The organism is Coprococcus sp. AF102-57 (genome assembly GCF_027686195.1).
In the GTDB taxonomy this organism is placed as follows: domain Bacteria; phylum Bacillota; class Clostridia; order Lachnospirales; family Lachnospiraceae; genus Allocoprococcus; species Allocoprococcus comes.
Genome location: NZ_JAQCSY010000017.1, coordinates 39,245 through 57,940 on the forward strand (window position 1 = coordinate 39,245; position 18,696 = coordinate 57,940).

An 18,696-nucleotide genomic window follows, 5' to 3' on the forward strand; every position below is an offset into this window, starting at 1 on the left:
GGTTTTTTCCACTGAATCTTTTTAAAATGAATTTCCTTCATCGTCTTTTAACCCCTTACGTGTTTCTGTACCGGCAGGCGCAGTTTATGCTGCATCTGCCGGTATATCCGGCTAAAAAAGAATATGCCTTAGTACTTTCCTGCAGTGATTATCTTCCTGCTTTTAAAGCCTCCAGACGTTCTTTCACCTGTTCCATCATCTGTGTATACTTTTCAAGCTTTGCTTTTTCTTCATCAACCTTTGCCTGTGGTGCTTTGCTGACGAATTTTTCATTTGAAAGCATTCCCTTTGCACGGTTGATTTCTTTTGTAAGCTTTTCTTCTTCTTTTGTCAGACGCTCGATTTCCTGTTCGAAGTCAATCAGCTCTTCCAGTGGTACATATACAGAAGCATCCGGTACTACGATCGATACGGCATCATCCGCAATACCTGCCTTATCAGCCTGGACAGCAAGTTCAGAAGCACTCATAAGCGGGCATGCGCATGTTGTCAGCTCTTCGAATCCTTCACAGAGCTTCTCATCTTCGCATACTACATAAACCTTTGCTTTACGGCTCGGCGGTACATTCATTTCTGCCCGCGCATTTCTGACACCACGGATAACTTCTTTCATATGATCTGTTATATTTTCAGCGTCTGCATAGCACCAGTCTTCGCTAAACTGCGGCCAGTCTGACATCATCAAAGATTTTTCCTCCGGTACCAGTGCGCTGTAGATTTCTTCTGTTACAAATGGCATAAATGGATGTAACATCTTCAGTGCATTACCAAGAACCGTCTTCAGTGTCCAAAGTGCTGCATTGGCGCTCTTATAATTTTCATCAGAATGGTAGATCCTGTATTTTACAAGCTCGATGTACCAGTCACAGAATTCATCCCAGATAAAGTCATATACTTTCTGTACTGCAATACCCAGTTCAAATTTATCCATGTTCTCAGTTACATCTTTTGCAAGTGTATTTACCTTGGATAAAATCCATTTATCGGTTACTTCAAAGTCTGCCTCATCCGGTTTGGAAATTACCTTATCTTCCATGTTCATCATGATAAATCTGGATGCATTCCATACCTTATTGGCAAAGTTACGGCTGGATTCTACACGTTCGTTGTAGAAACGCATATCATTTCCGGGTGCATTTCCTGTGATCAGAGTCAGACGGAGTGCATCTGCACCGTACTCATCAATGACCTCCAGTGGATCGATACCATTTCCAAGAGATTTACTCATCTTACGTCCCTGGGAATCCCTTACCAGTCCATGGATCAGAACAGTATGGAACGGTGCTTTTCCAGTATGTGCATATCCGGAGAATACCATACGTATTACCCAGAAGAAAATAATATCATAACCGGTTACCAGTACATCTGTCGGATAGAAATACTTGAAGTCCTCTGTCTCTTCCGGCCATCCAAGTGTTGAGAACGGCCACAGTGCTGAACTGAACCAGGTATCCAGTGTATCTTCATCCTGTGTCAGATGTGTGCATCCGCAATGCGGGCATTTTTCCGGCATCTCACGTGCAACAACCACTTCTCCACATTCATCACAATAGTAGGCCGGAATTCTGTGTCCCCACCAGATCTGACGTGAAATACACCAATCACGGATATTTTCCAGCCAGTTCAGGTAGATCTTACCAAAACGTTCCGGTACGAATTTTAATTCGCCGGTCTTGATCGCATTGATCGCCGGTTTGGCAAGCTCATCCATCTTAACAAACCACTGTGGTTTGATCATCGGTTCAACGGTTGTCTTACATCTGTCATGTGTTCCAACGTTGTGTACATGTTCTTCGATGCTTACAAGGTATCCTTCTTTTTCCAGATCTTCTACGATTGCTTTTCTTGCTTCATAGCGATCCATTCCGGAATATCTTCCGTATCCTTCTACTATGGTAGCATCATCATTCAGGATGTTGATTTCCGGAAGATTATGTCTCTTTCCTACTTCAAAGTCATTCGGGTCATGTGCCGGTGTGATCTTAACCGCACCTGTTCCGAATTCTTTATCAACGTAAGCGTCTGCCACAATCGGGATTTCTCTTCCAACTAACGGAAGGATGACATTCTTTCCTACAATATCTTTGTACCTGTCATCGTCCGGGTGTACGGCGATCGCTGTATCTCCAAGCAGAGTTTCCGGACGTGTAGTTGCGATCTCAAGGAAACGTTCTGTTCCTACGATCGGGTACTTGATGTGCCAGAAATGTCCTGCCTGTTCCTCATGCTCAACTTCTGCGTCAGAAAGGGAAGTCTTACATACCGGACACCAGTTGATGATTCTGGAACCTTTGTAGATAAATCCTTTTTCGTGAAGACGAAGGAATACTTCTTTGACCGCATTCGAGCATCCTTCATCCATGGTGAAACGTTCTCTGTCCCAGTCACAGGATACACCAAGCTTTTTCAGCTGACCTTCGATGGTTCCTGCGTACTCTTCTTTCCACTGCCAGGTTCTCTTAAGGAATCCTTCTCTTCCGAGTTCTTTCTTATCAATTCCCTCTGCCTTTAACTGGTTTGTAACCTTTACTTCTGTTGAAATTGCAGCGTGGTCTGTTCCCGGGATCCACAGTGCATTATATCCCTGCATTCTCTTGTAACGGATCAGGATATCCTGAAGTGTATTATCGAGAGCATGTCCCATATGCAGCTTACCGGTGATATTCGGTGGCGGCATTACCGTTGTAAATGGTTTCTTACTTCTGTCAACTTCAGCGTGAAAATACTTTTCTTCACACCATTTTTCATAAAGTTTCGCTTCAATCTCTTTCGGATTGTAGGTCTTTTCAAGATTCTTACTCATTGTTTCCTCCTCTTATAAGTCCACCGCGCACTTTTGCTCTCTCTCTAAAGAATAAAAAAAGCCCTTTACAATATGTAAAGGGCGTGTATAAACGCGGTACCACCTTTGTTCCACGAAATAAATCCATCTCGTATCTCTCACAGTTCTATAACGGAAACCACCCCGTGATATCCTACTCGCCCTTTTTCAGATACCCGGCTCCAAAGCTACCTTCTGCAACCACTTCCCGTAAACCGTCTCTCAGCCTGTGAACGGTTCTCTCTTCTTCGGACCAGTCTGCATACTCCTCTTTCTCATTGCCTTTTCCCATAACTATTGATAATCATAGTATTCAAAGTCCGATTTGTCAAGAAGTTCATGAAATCTTTAGAACTTCTTAAAGATTAAATTTTTCACTTAACTCAAAAAAGGCGAAATCCCTCTGAATAAGAAAGATCCCGCCCTAAATTCCTAAGCCTCGTCAATCGCTTTTCCGATATCGTGGCGCATATATTTGTTATCAAATTTAACCCATTCGGTTGCTTTGTAAGCATTGGCACGGGCCTCTTTGAGCGTTGCTCCTTTGGCTGTCACACCGAGGACACGTCCTCCGTTTGTCACGATCTGGTCTCCGTCGAATTTGGTTCCGGCATGGAAGCAATAGTATCCTTCATGCTTCTTGAACTCGTCAAGACCTGTGATCGGAAGTCCTTTTTCATAAGCGACCGGATAACCGTCAGATGCAAGTACCACACAGACTGCTGCATTGTCTTCAAACTGAAGATCTACCTGATCCAGTGTTCCGTCGATACAGGCTTCGATCACATCGATCAGATCATTCTTCATACGCGGAAGAACAACCTGTGCCTCAGGATCTCCGAATCTGGCATTGTATTCCAGAACCTTCGGTCCGTCTTCGGTAAGCATCAGTCCGAAGAAGATGATCCCCTTGAACTCTCTTCCCTCTGCTGCCATTGCATCTACCGTCTTCTGGTACACATATTTCCGGCAGAATTCGTCAACTTCTTTTGTATAGAAAGGACTCGGTGAGAAAGTTCCCATACCACCGGTATTCAATCCCTGATCTCCGTCTTTGGCTCTCTTGTGATCCTGCGCGCTTGTCATAGTCTTGATGGTCTTTCCATCTACAAAGGAAAGAACAGAAACCTCACGTCCTGTCATGAATTCTTCTACAACCATGGTATTACCGGATGCACCAAATTTCTTGTCCAGCATGATCTCTTTCACGCCGGCTTTTGCTTCTTCCAACGTATTACAGATCAGTACACCTTTTCCAAGTGCCAGACCATCTGCCTTCAGAACGATCGGAAATTTGGCTGTCTCCAGATAAGCCAGCGCTTCGTCTGCATTGTCAAAATTCTCATATGCTGCGGTCGGGATGTCATATTTTTTCATCAGATCTTTTGAAAATGCCTTGCTTCCCTCCAGGATTGCTGCATTTTTTCTTGGTCCGAATGCGCGGATCCCGGCTTTTTCAAATTCATCTATAAGGCCGCCAACCAACGGATCATCCATTCCTACGATTGCCAGATCGATCTCTTTTTCCTTTGCAAATGTAACCAGCTTGTCAAATTCCATCGCACCAATCGGTACGCATTCTGCAAGCTCTGCAATCCCGGCATTTCCCGGTGCACAGTACATCTTCTCTACCTTGCTGCTCTTTGCTACACAATATGCAATTGCGTGTTCTCTTCCGCCACCGCCTACGATCAATACTTTCATTGGTGCTCCTCCTTCTCTAACGGGCAATTGACACTCTGCCATCTTTTACTGTTACTTTTCCATTTGCGATCAGGTCGATCGCATGTGGAAGGATCTTCCACTCCGCCTGCTCCATCACACGTCTCTGCAGAACCTCCGGTGTATCGCCTTCTTCTACTTCGACAGCCTTCTGGAGAATGATCGGACCGGTATCCGTTCCTTCGTCTACAAAATGTACGGTTGCTCCAACCACCTTTACCCCTCTGGCAAGTGCTGCCTCATGAACCTTCAGTCCATAATATCCCGTTCCGCAGAACGACGGAATCAGAGATGGATGGATATTGATGATCTTATTCCGGTATCTGCTGATCATTTCTTCCGGGATCACAACCAAAAATCCCGCCAGAACGATCAGATCCGGTTTCAGTTCGTCTACCTTTTCAAGAAAAACTTTGTTAAACTCTTCTCTTGTCTCAAAATCCTTCGGCGAAACGCACTGTGCCGGGATCTGATGATTCCCGGCTCTTGTGAGTGCATATGCGTTCTTATTATTGCTGATGACACCGACCAGCTCTGTATTGGTGATCGTGCCATTTTCCACTGCATCAATGATTGCCTGCAGATTGGTTCCGCCTCCGGATACAAGTACAGCAACTCTTAACATAAAGTAACTCCTTTTTCTCCTGCTTCTACATAACCAACCACAAATGCTTCATCTCCAGCTTCTTTCATTGCCTTAATTGTAGCATCTACATCCTTTTCATCGACAGCGACAACCATACCGATACCCATATTGAAGGTATTGTACATCATCTCTTCGGCAATGTTGCCAGTCTTTGCGATCAGGTTGAAGATTGCAGGGATTTCATAGCTGTCCTTCTTTACCACTGCACGGATTCCTTCCGGAAGCATTCTCGGAATATTTTCATAGAATCCACCGCCTGTGATATGGCTGCATCCTTTGACTCTTACACCGGCTTCTTTTACGTTCTTCAGTGCTTTTACATAAATTCTGGTCGGAGCAAGAAGTGCTTCGCCAAGTGTCTTTCCTAATTCATCATAGTATGTATTTAAGGATTCTTCTGTAATGTCGAATACCTTACGAACCAGTGAAAATCCATTGCTGTGAACCCCTGTAGACGGCATTGCAACAAGTACATCACCTGGCTTAATATCAGAACCGTCGATAATGTCTTTCTTATCTACAACTCCGACTGCAAAACCTGCAAGGTCGTAATCATTCTCCGGCATCAGTCCCGGATGTTCTGCTGTCTCTCCACCTACAAGTGCACATCCTGACTGCTTACAGCCCTCTGCCACACCGCTTACGATCGTAGCGATCTTTTCCGGGTAATTCTTGCCACAGGCAATATAATCCAGGAAGAATAACGGTTCTCCACCAGAGCATGCGATATCATTCACACACATGGCAACGGCATCAATACCGATCGTATCATGCTTGTCCATTACAAATGCAAGCTTCACCTTTGTTCCACATCCATCTGTTCCGGAAAGAAGTACTGGTTCTTCCATATTCTTGATTCCACTTAAATCAAATGCACCTGCAAAACCACCAAGCCCTCCTAACACTTCCGGTCTCATGGTTTCTTTTACATGCTTTTTCATAAGTTCTACTGATTTATATCCTGCCTCGATATCTACGCCGGCTGTCTTATAATCCAACATTTTCTATATCCTCCTGGTATTTTCACTGACATCTGTATGCCTACATCTGCTTGATATATTCTTTGTGTCCGATTTTTTCAAGCTTTTCTGCTTTTTTCTGGACGGTTTCTTTCATTTCTGCAGTGTAATCCTTCAATTTCTGAAGAAGCTCAGGATCTGAGGTTGCAAGAATCTTTGCAGCCAGAATAGCTGCGTTTGCTCCGCCATCGATCGCAACTGTGGCAACCGGGATTCCGGGCGGCATCTGAACGATTGAATAGAGTGCGTCGACACCCTCCAGATTCTTCCCTGACATTGGGATTCCGATAACCGGCATCGGGAAAATTGCTGCACACATTCCTGGAAGATGTGCTGCCATACCTGCACCTGCAATAATTACTTTGAAGTCTTTTGCTTCTGCAGACTTCGCATATTCATAGAATACATCAGGCTCACGGTGTGCCGAGATGATCGTCATCTCATAATCGATTCCAAACTTTTCCAGCATGTCGGCAGCTTTTCCCATTACTTTCATATCTGAGTCGCTGCCCATTACGATTCCAACTTTTGGCATAATGATCTCCTTTTCTTTTATCTATAAGTATTTTAATAAATAGCTAACCACTTATAAGTTATTTTACTAAGTCTGTTGCGGTATGTCAACCGTTACTTATCTGACCATTATTTAATTTTACTTATTGGTATTATTGAAAATCCATAACTAATACTAATTCAGAGGTTCATTGAGGATCTCTGTTCCCGGAAGAACAAACCGTCCATCACGGATAATTTCTGTCTCTGTTCCGTCTTTCGCCACTACAACAATGCTTCCCAGCTCATCATAAGGGATGGTGATATCGGTATGGCACTGGAAATATGCTTTCGACGGATCCTCTTTTCTCAAGATCGATATGCTGTTGTCTCTTGCAATAATCTCTTTTCCATCCGGATTGTAAACCTTTACATCCTCTGCCCAGCTATAGCAGGTATCCCCTACTGCAAAATGCGGTCCCGTCTTTTCAGCGATCAGAATCGTATATTTATCTGCAATATCATATTTCTTCGCAACCGCATAAGCTGTGGTATTGGTTCCGATCGCAAACTCGCCAATCGGAAGTGTCTGATGATTGTGCAGAATGTTATCGAAAATATATTTTTTATTTTCTTCTTCTGAATCAAAATTGGTGCAGGTATACTCTGTGATCTTTCCTTCTTTAAAACTGATCTTCAGATTGTAATACGGAAGTCCGTGAAGGAATACCTTGCTCACAAAAAGGGTACCTTCTGTTCCTTCCAGTACCGGGGAAGTGAACACCTCACCTACTGGGATATTGACATCGGCAACACAGTTTTCAAAGATCGTCTCTTTTGCCGGATCGGCAAGCGGATGAAGCATCACTTTCAGATCCGTCTGGTTTTCGCCTGAGCCTGTTACTTTTACATACTCTCCTTTATCCAGTGCATCGATCATTGTCTGCTGCACCTTCTGGTAAAGCTTGTAATCCAGAGTATTGATCTTGATCGTTTCATCAAAGATCTCATGATACTGCTCTCCGATTTCCGGAACCGGCCAGGAAATGATCGTAAAACTTCTCTCATCTCCCGGAAGATATTCATTGGTCAGACGTCCGGCCCTTCCATTCATCGCAACCAGAAGTTCTTCCTGCTTTTCGCTTAATTTAACTGCCTCTGGTTTAGCCTGCGGAACAAAAGTCTTTTCTCCGAAAATGTCGATCACTGCCGGTCCTGCATAGCCTGCTGCAATCTCTTTATTCTGCTCGTAAGTGGTACGCATCACTTCCAACTTTCGCTCTACATACTGTTTATCCATCACAAGCCCGATATCATCTCTGTGGTCATAGACATACTGCTTGTTGCCGGAAATATTGAAAAATCCGATCTGGCTGTTGCGTCCTCTTGTGATCACGCTGTGACTTGTCCGGAAAATACTCGGCTTTAATCCCATTTTGGCAAAATTCTCAATGGCTTTTTTTACGATCCGTTCAAATCCCATTGCATAATAAATGTTGACTACAGATTTTTTTGACAGGTCTTTTCCGGTATTTACAAAACCAATCCTGTATCCTTCACTGAAGGTATCTGCCATCTTATCAATCTTCTCCTGTGAAAGTGAATTTAAGTATGCGGCTGTCTCTCTTTCATTTACCCCCACATATTCTCCCATACGGTAGAGATAACGCAGATCGGAAAGATCTTCATTCATGATCATATTCACAATGAAGCATCCTCTTTCCGGATCGATCTGGTCTTTGATGCGGTCTGCCGCAAATACATCGCAGTAATCACTTGCATACCAGTAAAAGATTTCCTTCAGGCTTTCCGGCTGCGGCTGCTTTTCTTCTTCAAATTTGTTGTAAATTTCAATCAAAAGCTCTGCTCCGATCACAACATACTCCATACGCTGTTCCTGAACATAAGAAATGCCTCCGCGGATCTCGGTGTAAACCGCAGACAAAAAGCTTCCCAGTTCTCCTCCCAGTACCAAAACCGCATAAGCCGGATTTGCATAAGATTTCTCATAGTTTGCTTCCAGTTCGTCTGCATAAAGATCCTTCATCTCTTCCTGCAGCTCTTCTTCTGACATCTCTTTCTGCTTTCCACTTTCCACATTCTGTTTCAGCTCATCAAGCTTTAAAATAAACCGAGCCACATGCTGGAAATACTCCCGATATGGCTCTGCTACTGTTTTTTCTTCTATTATTGCTTTCATTCTGTCAATTGCCAGATTATATCTTTCTTCCATTTATACACATCCTCTTATAAATACTAAGATCAGGGCAAGTAAAATAAGTCCGTTTACAACAATTCCGATCTTGCAGGTCAGATAATTTTTATCTCTTTCTTTAAATCCTTTTACACCCGTTACAATACCGATGCAGGCAAGAATCATATCGAAAACCCCAAAGCTTCCTACCATTGCTGCTGATTTTCCTTTATTCATAAATGCCATTACAATCAATCCCGCTATCACTGCCGTAACAAGTACTGCCATCACACAGGACCAGATTCCCTTGCGGGAATGCTTTCTTTTTATCTGACCATACTTCCGGTTTCTTTTATTTCTATCTCTTTCACGTGCTCTTTTTTTATCTCTCCTGCTTCGCATCGTGCCATCTCCTTATCATATTACAAATCGCGAAGACGATATACCCGATCACACCGCCAAGGGTGTTGAGCAGCATATCATCCACATCAAAACTCCCCACTCTTGTTACCAGCTGAAAGCACTCCACAAAGAAGCTCACTCCAAAACTGTAGAAAAGGGTAAGAAAAAAGCTGCGATACCGGCTTGCCATCGGCATAAAAAATCCAAATGGTATGAAAATCAGGACATTTCCGAACAGATTTGCATAAGATACCCATCCCAAAACATCTCGATACAACCAAAATCTTTTTATTTCACAGAAAAGAACCAGGTTATAATGATATTCCCCGGTTCCTTCCCGTCCATACCAGTCAGAAAAAATCAGAAAGTAAAATAAAAATCCAATATACAGGACAAATAAAATCTTCCCAAGAACCCGAAGTCTTTTTCTGTTCTTTGCTTTCAACTTAAAGCGCCCTTCCTAAAATGTCAGTCCCTTTTTCGCACCAAGCAGCTTTCCACCGCTGACAAGCAAAATGATCCCGGTTGTCACACCAACAACAATAGAAATAATTCCGATCGCAATATTGGCACCGCCGGCAAGTCCCATCACCTTATATGTCTTTTCTGTCACTGTAACTCCTCCTTATTTTGCACCATACTGCTCATAGTATGCGTCGATTGCAGCCTTGATCTTGTCATCGATAACAATTTCACCATTGCATGGTTTGTTGTACAGATGCTCTACTACATCCTTCATGGTTACGATTGCATTAGTTTCAAATCCGTAAAGATCCTTTACTTCATCGAGTGCGCATTTCACACCGCCTTTTCCTACTTCCATACGGTCAAGGGATACCATCAGTCCAACAATTGTTACATCAGCGGCTCCTCTTACCTTCGGTACAGTCTCTTCCATGGATTTGCCGGATGTGGTAACATCTTCGATCATAACCACGCGGTCTCCGTCCTGAAGCTTGCTTCCGAGGAAGCTTCCCTTATCTGCTCCGTGATCTTTTTCTTCTTTACGGTCTGAGCAGTAACGGATCTCTTTTCCGTATAATTCACTGTAAGCAATCGCGGTTACAACTCCAAGCGGGATTCCTTTGTAAGCAGGTCCGAATAATACATCAAAATCATCCCCGTATTTGTCATGGATTGCTTTTGCGTAATATTCACCGAGTCTTTTGAGCTGTGATCCTGTCACATAAGCTCCTGCATTCATGAAGAACGGGGACTTTCTTCCGCTTTTCAGTGTAAATTCTCCAAATTTAAGCACGTGGCTTTCTACCATAAAATCAATAAATTCCTGTTTGTAGCTTTCCATTTTATTTATCCTCCATCTCTTATATGTTCTTTATTTTACAATTCCAACCATATCTTTCACAGACTCAAAGCCATTCTTCTTCATGTAGGCTTCAATTCCATCGATCACTTCCATCGTCACTGCCGGATTGTGAAAGTTGGCTGTTCCTACGGATACGGCACTTGCTCCTGCAAGAAGGAACTCGATCGCATCTTCTGCGCAGGAAATACCGCCCATCCCGATGATTGGGATGTTCACTGCCTGTGCTACCTGATATACCATGCGGACAGCGATCGGTTTGACGATCGGTCCTGATACACCTCCGGTCTTATTTGCCACTGCAAATGTCTTGCGATTGATATCAATCTTCATACCGGTCAGTGTATTGATCAGGGAAACTGCGTCCGCACCGCCTGCTTCTGCCGCTTTTGCTATCTCAGTAATATCGGTTACATTCGGTGTCAGCTTCATGATGATCGGCTGCTTTGCGATCTTCTTGATCTGTCCGGTCAGCTCTTCTACATGCTTTGCATCCTGTCCGAAAGCAAGGAATCCTGCATTGACATTCGGGCAGGAAATGTTGATCTCCATCATATCGATCGGTTCATCCGCAAGGCGTTCTACCACTTCAAGATACTCTTCCGGTGCATGTCCGCAGACATTCACAATGATCTTGGTATCATAGTTTTTCAGATACGGAATATCTCTTTTACAGAACAGATCGATTCCCGGATTCTGAAGTCCTATGGCGTTCATCATTCCGCCGTAAACCTCGGCTACACGCGGAGTCGGATTGCCCGGCCACGGTACATTTGCCACACCTTTTGTTGTCACAGCTCCAAGCTTGTTCAGATCTACAAATTCAGAAAACTCTTCTCCTGATCCGAAGGTTCCTGATGCCACTGTTACCGGATTCTTCCATTCTACTCCGGCAATATTTACACGCATATCCATTAAATTTCCACCTCCGTAGAAAGAAATACCGGTCCGTCTTTACAGATACGTTTGTTGTGCACATTGCTGTGCGCATCCTTTTCCTTTGACTTGCACACGCACGCAAGACAGGCACCGATTCCACATGCCATTCTCTCTTCCAGAGAAATGTAGCATTCGATTCCGTTTGTTTCTGCATACTGTTTGATCGCACGGAGCATCGGAGTTGGTCCACAGGCATAGATCATATCTGCTTCCAGCGCATTCTCACGGATTGCATCCATGACATTTCCTTTTGTTCCGACACTGCCATCTTCGGTTGAAATATAAAGCTCTCCTGCCTGTTCAAATTCTTCTTTCAGGAAGGTATGTGCATCACGGTATCCAACCACAATCTGCTTTTTCTCACATTCCATCTGTTTTGCAAGCTCCAGGATCGGCGGCACACCGATTCCTCCTCCCATCAGAAATACCTTCTTTCCTTCGGCCTTCTCAAATGGGAATCCATTACCAAGTGGTCCGATCACCGGAATGGTATCTCCTGCCTTCATCTGTGAAAATTCTTCTGTTCCGGTTTTTTCCCCTGTCACACGGTAAACCACACGAAGTTTTCCACCTTCTTTATCGATCTCACAGATACTGATCGGGCGTGGAAGAAGCTTGCTTCCATCATTGGTATACATGGAAATAAACTGCCCCGGTCTTGCACTCCCTGCTGCTTCTGTCTGGATCCACATACTGAAGATTCCATCTGCAAGCTGCTCCTGCGATACAACCTTTGCCTGTTCTTTTTTCTTTGTAGTCATCTTCTATTCTCCTATAATCCGGATTTGCCGGTATGTCAGAAGCTTCTGTCACACCGGCTCATTCTTTTCTCTTATCTGTTCTCAAGCGCGCCTTTGATATCTGCTACCATGGCTTCTACTGCGGCACGGGATGCATCTCCAAAGTTCTCTGCACCGTATTTTGCATAAGCTTCCTGCTTATATGCTGCAATGATTCCTCTGGATGAGTTTACGATTGCTCCAAGTCCATCTTCATTGAAGAAATGAACCAGATCTTTTCCTTTTCCACCTTGTGCACCGTATCCCGGAACCAGAATGTAGGATTTCGGCATTACTTTACGAAGGACTTTTCCCATCTCCGGATAAGTAGCTCCCACAACTGCTCCGATGTAGCTATAATCATCACCCATGCAGTCTGCTCCCCACTCGGCAACCTTTTCTCCGACCAGTTCGTAAAGCGGACGACCATCGATCAGCCGATCCTGGAATTCTCCACTGGATGGATTGGATGTCTTAACAAGGATAAAAAGACCTTTCTTCTCTTCTTTACATACTTCGATAAATGGCTTTACTCCGTCAGATCCAAGATACGGATTCACAGTAGCGAAATCTTCATCGAACGGTACATAGGATTTGCTTCCTACCTGAACTTTTCCAAGATGTCCAACAGCATATGCTGCTGAAGTAGAACCGATATCACCTCTCTTGATATCTCCGATGACAACAAGTCCTTTTTCTTTACAGTAGTCTACCGTCTTCTTGAATGCCTGAAGTCCCGGAATTCCGAACTGTTCGTACATAGCGATCTGCGGTTTAACTGCCGGTATCAGATCATAAGTCTTATCCACGATCTCTTTGTTGAACTGCCATATAGCTTCTGCTGCTCCTTCCAAAGTCTCGCCATACTCTGCAAATGCCTTTTTCTGTACCTGCTCTGGTACATAGGAAAGCATCGGATCCAGTCCGACAACGATAGGTGCTCCTGTTTTTTTAATGTTAGCGACTAATTTGTTAATCATCTTATTCCCTCCAGTTTTCTATTTATATTTTTGCTGTAACAGAAAGTATTGTCCTTTTGTTACCTGAAAAAAAATATTCTTTACTTATGATATCATATTAAAAACTAAAAGGGAATGCCGTTTTCGGCATTCCCTCCGGATTTCTGTTATTGATTGATTTTATTTCTCACTTGTTCCAATGCTGCATCAAGCTGATTATCTGCATTCGGATTATTCTCATCCTGCTGATATTCAACTTCTACGTCCGGCGTAATTCCTTTTTTGTGAATATTTCTTCCATTCGGAGTATAGTACTCAGCCATTGTCAGCTTCACACAGGTTCCGTCTCCAAGATCAAAAATCTGCTGAACAATTCCTTTTCCGTAAGTTGTTGTTCCGACGATCGATCCAAGTCCGTAGTCCTGGATCGCTCCGGCAAAAATCTCGGAAGCACTTGCACTGTTGCCGTCCACAACAACCGACATCGGCTTTGTAAACTGGTGTTCATCATCCGATGAAATCACCTCTTCGTGACCACTCTTGTCTTTTGTTGACACGATCGTACCTTTTGGCAGTAACAGATCCAGCATCTGTGTGACTGTCGCAAGATTGCCTCCCGGATTCGCCCGAAGATCAACCACAAGTCCTTTCATCCCCTGGTCCTCCAGACTGCCGAGTGCACTCTTGAACTGGTCATAGGTCACACTGTCAAATTCCGTAACCCGAATATAACCGATCTGGTCATCCTTCATTTCAGACTTGACTGTCTCTACCTGGATTTTTCTCCGGGTAACCGTCATTGTCACTTCCTTCGCATCATCCCCACGCAGGACTGTGATATCAACAGTCGTATTCTCTACACCGCGGATCAGCTGTACAACATCGGAAAGATCCGTTCCACTTACGTCCTTATCTCCAACCTTATACAGAATATCATTTACCTGAATACCTGCTTCATTCGCCGGGCTGTTCTCATAAACCTGAACTGCAGTGATCACCTTAGTTTCCTGATTCTGCGAAAAAACAACTCCGATTCCCGAATACTCTCCCGAAGTTGATTCCTGCAGGGATCTGGTCTGTTCTTCATCATAATATACAGAATACGGATCTCCCAGTGCATTAATGTATCCACTGTAAAGTCCGTTCTCCAGATCTTCTTCTTTCAAATCATCTGTATAAAGATAATTTTCATCAATCAGCTTTTTCAGTTTATTCAGTTTTTTCTCTTCCTGCGCATTTACGACCTTTTCCTGACTGGTCCCAAGGTCTACACCTGCGACATTCATAATTCCAAGTGCCGCAGCACCTACCATAAACATGGCGAGGGCGCCTGCAAGCGCCCCCTTCCAAAAATTCTTTTTATTATTTTCCATCATTTACTCTTTCATACCTGTTATGTATTATCTTACAGATAGTTCAGTGGATTGACCGGTACACCACCTACATGAACTTCAAAGTGAAGATGTGGTCCTGTGGAAATTCCGGTCGTACCGACATTTCCGATCACCTGACCTCTTGCCACCGTCTGTCCCACGCTAACATTCATCGAACTCAGATGCTGATACCATGTCTGCATTCCATTACCGTGATTGATTACGATGTAATTTCCACGTGCACTATTGTACTGTGCGGTAATAACAGTTCCAGAATCAGCCGCATAAACCGCAGCTCCATATCCTGCACCATAATCGATTCCGTCATGACCGGTTGTTGCACCTGCAGTCGGTGCCACACGTCCGCCAAAGCCACTGGTAATCGCTGCTCCCGGTACCGGATGTGTAAGTGATCCTGTTCCCGTTGCACTTGCATTGCTGCTCGTATTGCCTGAACTACTTGTGCCTGACGAAGCTGATGCCTGAGCTGCCGCCGCTGCCTGTGCTGCCTGAGCGGCTGCCGTTGCTTCTGCTTCTTTTCTGCGGGCTTCTGCCGCCTCTGCTTCTGCAATCAGCTGCTTCAGCTTGTCAGCATTACTGCTGATCTCAGATGTCAGGTTATTGATCTGAATGTTCTTATCAGCAAGAAGCTTTTCTACATTTGCCTGTTCTCCCGCAAGTTCATCCTGCAGGCTTTCCAGCTCTGCATACTCTTTTTTAAGTGCATTTTCTCTGTTCTCAACATCTTTTCTTGTATCTTCGTATTCTACAAGAAGTTCACGGTCACATTTGGAAATCTTGTTGATGTATTCTGCTTTGTTCAGCAGATCTGCAATACTGTTAGCTTCCATCAAGATCTCCAGGAATTCATTGCTCCCGTTCTCATACATATACTTGATACGTAGCTTCATCGTCTGGTACTGGTCATCTTCGTTGGCTTTCGCAGTTACCAGCTCTGTCTCTGCATCATTGATCTCCGTCTCTTTTGCAGTCAGATCTGACTGTGTCTTTTCCATCTTTGATACAATGGAATCCAGTTCAGAAGAAAGTTCCGACTTCTCCGCCTCAGCCGTATTCTTCTGCTGTTCCAGCTCCTGCTGCTTCTTTTTCGCATCCGAAATATCATCAGCCTGTGCCGGAATTACCATACTGAAGCAAAGCGTAAACGTCAGTAACGCCCCAAGTATCTTTTTCCCTCTTATCATATTCGTCTCCCTTAAATATTATGCGACTAGACTCTTAAGTGCTTTCTAATCGTAAAGAAACTTCCCACAAAACCAATTCCGATTCCCAGTAAAAGTCCGACCGGAAGCAGTGTCTTGTATACCTGCCCCACCGGAAGGAAATCCAGAATATTATTCAGCAGACTGAATTTTGTAAGAATATAAGTAATTGCTTTATTATAAAGTACATAAAGGATACCAAGCGGAATCGCCGCACCGACAAGACCGATCAGGATACCTTCAATGATGAACGGTGCCCGTACAAAACCATCCTTCGCACCGATATATTTCATAATTGCAATCTCTTCCCTTCGGACAGTAATACCCATTGTGACCGTATTGCTGATCAGGAAAATGGATACTGCCAGAAGAATCGCGATGATAACAACCGATACATACCATACCAGCTTGTTCACGCTGTTCAGTGTATTGGCTACGGTATCTGATTTGTTAACCTTGCGAACCCCGTCAAGGCTTTCCGCAAAAGAAACCAGCTTCTTCTGTGAAGCCACATCTGTCATATATACTTCATAGTTGTCAGATCCTGCCAGAGGGTTATCATTTTTAAATCCTTCTGCAAGATCACTTGATTCGCCAAAATACTGATCTTTAAATGTCTCCCATGCTTCGTCCGCAGACACATACTTGATCTCTTTTACACCATCCTGCTTTTTAAGCTGTGCGCCAATATTATCAATCTGCTCCTGCGTTGCATCATCATTAAAAAATACAGTGATTGCCACGCCTTCTTCTGCTTTGTGTACAATATACTGGAAGTTCATAATAATTGAGAAAAACAGTCCGAACACAAAGATACATGCAGCCATAGTTGCAACAGATGCCAGTGAAAACATCTTATTTCTTCCAATATTCTTAACTCCCTGTTTCACGGAGTATCCAACTGTACTAATCCTCATGCTTATACCCACCTTCTTGTTCGTCGCTGACAATGACACCCTTCTTCATCGTAATAACGCGCTTTTTCATCTCGTTTACAATTTCCTGGTTGTGAGTAACTACCAGAACTGTAGTTCCTCTCTCGTTCGCTTCTTCAAGAAGTTTCATGATCTCCCATGAGTTGGTTGGATCCAGGTTTCCTGTCGGTTCGTCAGCCAGCAAAATGGCAGGCTCATTTACAACAGCTCTGGCAATTGCAACTCTCTGCTGTTCCCCACCGGACAATTCCTTCGGGAACGCTTTGTACTTCTGTGCCAGTCCGACAAGTGACAGAGCCGCCGGCACTTTCTTTTTGATGACACGGGTTGATTTTTCTGTAACCCGCTGTGCAAATGCAATATTCTCATAAATATTGCGGTCTTTCAGAAGTCTGAAATCCTGGAATACAACGCCGATTCCTCTTCTGTACTGCGGAATCTGGCGATGTTTCATACGATTCAGATTCTGACCGTTGACAATAATCGTACCTGACGTTGGTTCGATCTCCTTCATCAGAAGACGTATCAACGTGGACTTTCCGGAACCGCTGTCTCCAACTACGAATACGAACTCTCCCTGTTCGATCCGAAGGTTGATACCATTGAGTGCAGCAATACCCTTCGAGTATTCCTTGGTAACTTCTTTAAGTTCTATCATATGCTCCTCCTAATTATCCATACTCCGATATAACTTAATACTCCAGTGTTTCCATGTATTTCATATATTTGACTACCATCAGCGCGATCTTAAATGTGATTGCGTCCTCAAATACGCGCAGATCCAGTCCTGTGCTCTTCTGCAGTTTGTCAAGACGGTACACCAGTGTATTTCTGTGAATATACAGCTGTCTTGATGTCTCGGAAACATTCAGGCTATTCTCAAAGAACTTATTGATGGTCGTGAGCGTCTCTTCATCAAATTCGTCCGGAGATTTCCCCTCAAAAATTTCGCGGATAAACATCTTGCAGAGCGGAATTGGGAGCTGATAGATCAGTCGTCCGATTCCAAGCGCACTATATGCAATAACTTCCTTCTCGTCGAAGAAGATCTTTCCTACATCGAGCGCAAGCTTCGCTTCTTTGTAAGACTTGGATACTTCTTTGATGTCATTGACGATCGTACCATATGCGATACGGATATTCTCTTCTCCTTCTGCTTTCAGAAGATCAAGAATCTCATGCGCAGTCTTGTCCATCTCCGGATATCCATCGCCAGGACCTAATTCTTTTACTACGATGATGTTCTTCTCATCAACAGCTGTAATAAAGTCCTTGCCCTTTCCACCCAGAACAGAACGGAGACTGTCAAGCGCACTGACATCTCTCTCCCGAGAAGTCTCAACTATAAAGATATCACGTTTTACCTCTGTGTCAATATGTAATTTTTTGGCGCGATTATAAATATCCACCAGAAGAAGGTTGTCAAGAAGGAGGTTTTTGATGAAATTATCCTTGTCAAAACGCTCCTTATATGCTACCAGAAGATTCTGGATCTGGAAGGCTGCAATCTTGCCAACCATATAAACATCTTCACTGCCGCCATTGGCGATCAGAATGTACTCCAGCTGGTGTTCATCATAAATTTTGAAAAACTGATACCCCTGAATCACCTGGCTTTCTGCCGGAGATTCTACAAACGAAAGAACGGCATTCTCATAATCTCCAGGCTCCGGAAATGTTGTCGCCAAAGTCTTTCCATCTGTATCCATCACTCCAAGATCAATCCTTGTAATTGATTTCAACCCTTCAATCGTATTCTGCAGTATCTGATTTGATATCATATTCTCTCTCCTCCATCCTCCGTGGTTCTATACACTTTGTACAATCTTCATCCCCCGCAACTGTGGACTTAGCCATATACATATAAT

The 18,696-nt window shown here is 43.8% G+C and carries 18 protein-coding genes and 1 other annotated feature; all 18 genes read right to left on the reverse strand.

Going from position 1 to position 18,696, the window contains the following annotated elements:
- Positions 1-148: 148 nt before the first annotated feature.
- Positions 149-2,803, reverse strand: a complete 2,655-nt coding sequence (locus tag PGZ10_RS11410) for a valine--tRNA ligase (RefSeq protein WP_055156372.1) — start codon at positions 2,801-2,803, stop codon at positions 149-151.
- 74 nt (positions 2,804-2,877) lie between these two features.
- Positions 2,878-3,109, reverse strand: a binding site (T-box leader).
- Between the two features lie 144 nt (positions 3,110-3,253).
- Positions 3,254-4,525, reverse strand: coding sequence for a phosphoribosylamine--glycine ligase (gene purD / locus PGZ10_RS11415; RefSeq protein WP_022220987.1), 1,272 nt, complete (start codon positions 4,523-4,525; stop codon positions 3,254-3,256).
- A gap of 16 nt (positions 4,526-4,541) precedes the next feature.
- Positions 4,542-5,168: a phosphoribosylglycinamide formyltransferase gene (purN, locus tag PGZ10_RS11420; protein WP_022220988.1), complete on the reverse strand. Its 627-nt coding sequence runs from the start codon at positions 5,166-5,168 to the stop codon at positions 4,542-4,544.
- Positions 5,162-6,187 carry a phosphoribosylformylglycinamidine cyclo-ligase gene (gene purM, locus PGZ10_RS11425; protein WP_055156423.1) on the reverse strand — a complete coding sequence of 342 codons (1,026 nt, stop codon included), beginning with the start codon at positions 6,185-6,187 and terminating at the stop codon, positions 5,162-5,164. The genes purN and purM overlap by 7 nt, the downstream gene beginning before the upstream one ends.
- A 43-nt stretch (positions 6,188-6,230) precedes the next feature.
- Positions 6,231-6,743 (reverse strand): 5-(carboxyamino)imidazole ribonucleotide mutase, encoded by a 513-nt coding sequence (gene purE / locus PGZ10_RS11430; protein WP_008372927.1) that lies wholly within the window; start codon positions 6,741-6,743, stop codon positions 6,231-6,233.
- Positions 6,744-6,896: 153 nt separating this feature from the next.
- The gene (locus tag PGZ10_RS11435; RefSeq protein WP_055261105.1) at positions 6,897-8,933 is read right to left on the reverse strand and encodes an aminopeptidase; all 2,037 of its coding nucleotides are present in this window, start codon (positions 8,931-8,933) and stop codon (positions 6,897-6,899) included.
- Entirely contained in the window at positions 8,934-9,296 is a 363-nt protein-coding gene (locus PGZ10_RS11440) for a DUF6142 family protein (protein WP_117834971.1), read from the reverse strand.
- Complete coding sequence (locus PGZ10_RS11445) at positions 9,277-9,741, reverse strand: VanZ family protein (RefSeq protein ID WP_008372920.1); 465 nt, start codon at positions 9,739-9,741, stop codon at positions 9,277-9,279. The genes PGZ10_RS11440 and PGZ10_RS11445 overlap by 20 nt, the downstream gene beginning before the upstream one ends.
- Positions 9,742-9,756: 15 nt before the next feature.
- Positions 9,757-9,909: a hypothetical protein gene (locus PGZ10_RS11450; RefSeq protein WP_008372918.1), complete on the reverse strand. Its 153-nt coding sequence runs from the start codon at positions 9,907-9,909 to the stop codon at positions 9,757-9,759.
- 12 nt (positions 9,910-9,921) lie between these two features.
- A complete protein-coding gene (gene pyrE, locus PGZ10_RS11455) occupies positions 9,922-10,602 on the reverse strand; it encodes an orotate phosphoribosyltransferase (protein ID WP_008372917.1) in 681 nt (226 codons plus the stop codon).
- A 30-nt stretch (positions 10,603-10,632) separates the two neighbouring features.
- On the reverse strand, positions 10,633-11,535 hold the full coding sequence (locus PGZ10_RS11460; RefSeq protein WP_008372915.1) for a dihydroorotate dehydrogenase: 903 nt from the start codon (positions 11,533-11,535) through the stop codon (positions 10,633-10,635).
- Positions 11,535-12,320: a dihydroorotate dehydrogenase electron transfer subunit gene (locus PGZ10_RS11465; RefSeq protein ID WP_022220989.1), complete on the reverse strand. Its 786-nt coding sequence runs from the start codon at positions 12,318-12,320 to the stop codon at positions 11,535-11,537. The genes PGZ10_RS11460 and PGZ10_RS11465 overlap by 1 nt, the downstream gene beginning before the upstream one ends.
- A 71-nt stretch (positions 12,321-12,391) precedes the next feature.
- On the reverse strand, positions 12,392-13,318 hold the full coding sequence (gene pyrF / locus PGZ10_RS11470) for an orotidine-5'-phosphate decarboxylase (protein WP_117557768.1): 927 nt from the start codon (positions 13,316-13,318) through the stop codon (positions 12,392-12,394).
- A 146-nt stretch (positions 13,319-13,464) separates the two neighbouring features.
- The gene (locus PGZ10_RS11475; protein WP_330610291.1) at positions 13,465-14,673 is read right to left on the reverse strand and encodes a S41 family peptidase; all 1,209 of its coding nucleotides are present in this window, start codon (positions 14,671-14,673) and stop codon (positions 13,465-13,467) included.
- Between the two features lie 29 nt (positions 14,674-14,702).
- Positions 14,703-15,875, reverse strand: a complete 1,173-nt coding sequence (locus PGZ10_RS11480; RefSeq protein WP_270247242.1) for a murein hydrolase activator EnvC family protein — start codon at positions 15,873-15,875, stop codon at positions 14,703-14,705.
- A gap of 26 nt (positions 15,876-15,901) precedes the next feature.
- Positions 15,902-16,810 carry a permease-like cell division protein FtsX gene (gene ftsX / locus PGZ10_RS11485; protein ID WP_118199623.1) on the reverse strand — a complete coding sequence of 303 codons (909 nt, stop codon included), beginning with the start codon at positions 16,808-16,810 and terminating at the stop codon, positions 15,902-15,904.
- The gene (gene ftsE / locus PGZ10_RS11490; protein ID WP_008372900.1) at positions 16,800-17,486 is read right to left on the reverse strand and encodes a cell division ATP-binding protein FtsE; all 687 of its coding nucleotides are present in this window, start codon (positions 17,484-17,486) and stop codon (positions 16,800-16,802) included. The genes ftsX and ftsE overlap by 11 nt, the downstream gene beginning before the upstream one ends.
- A 34-nt stretch (positions 17,487-17,520) precedes the next feature.
- Complete coding sequence (locus PGZ10_RS11495) at positions 17,521-18,609, reverse strand: PucR family transcriptional regulator (RefSeq protein WP_008372899.1); 1,089 nt, start codon at positions 18,607-18,609, stop codon at positions 17,521-17,523.
- Positions 18,610-18,696: the final 87 nt, after the last annotated feature.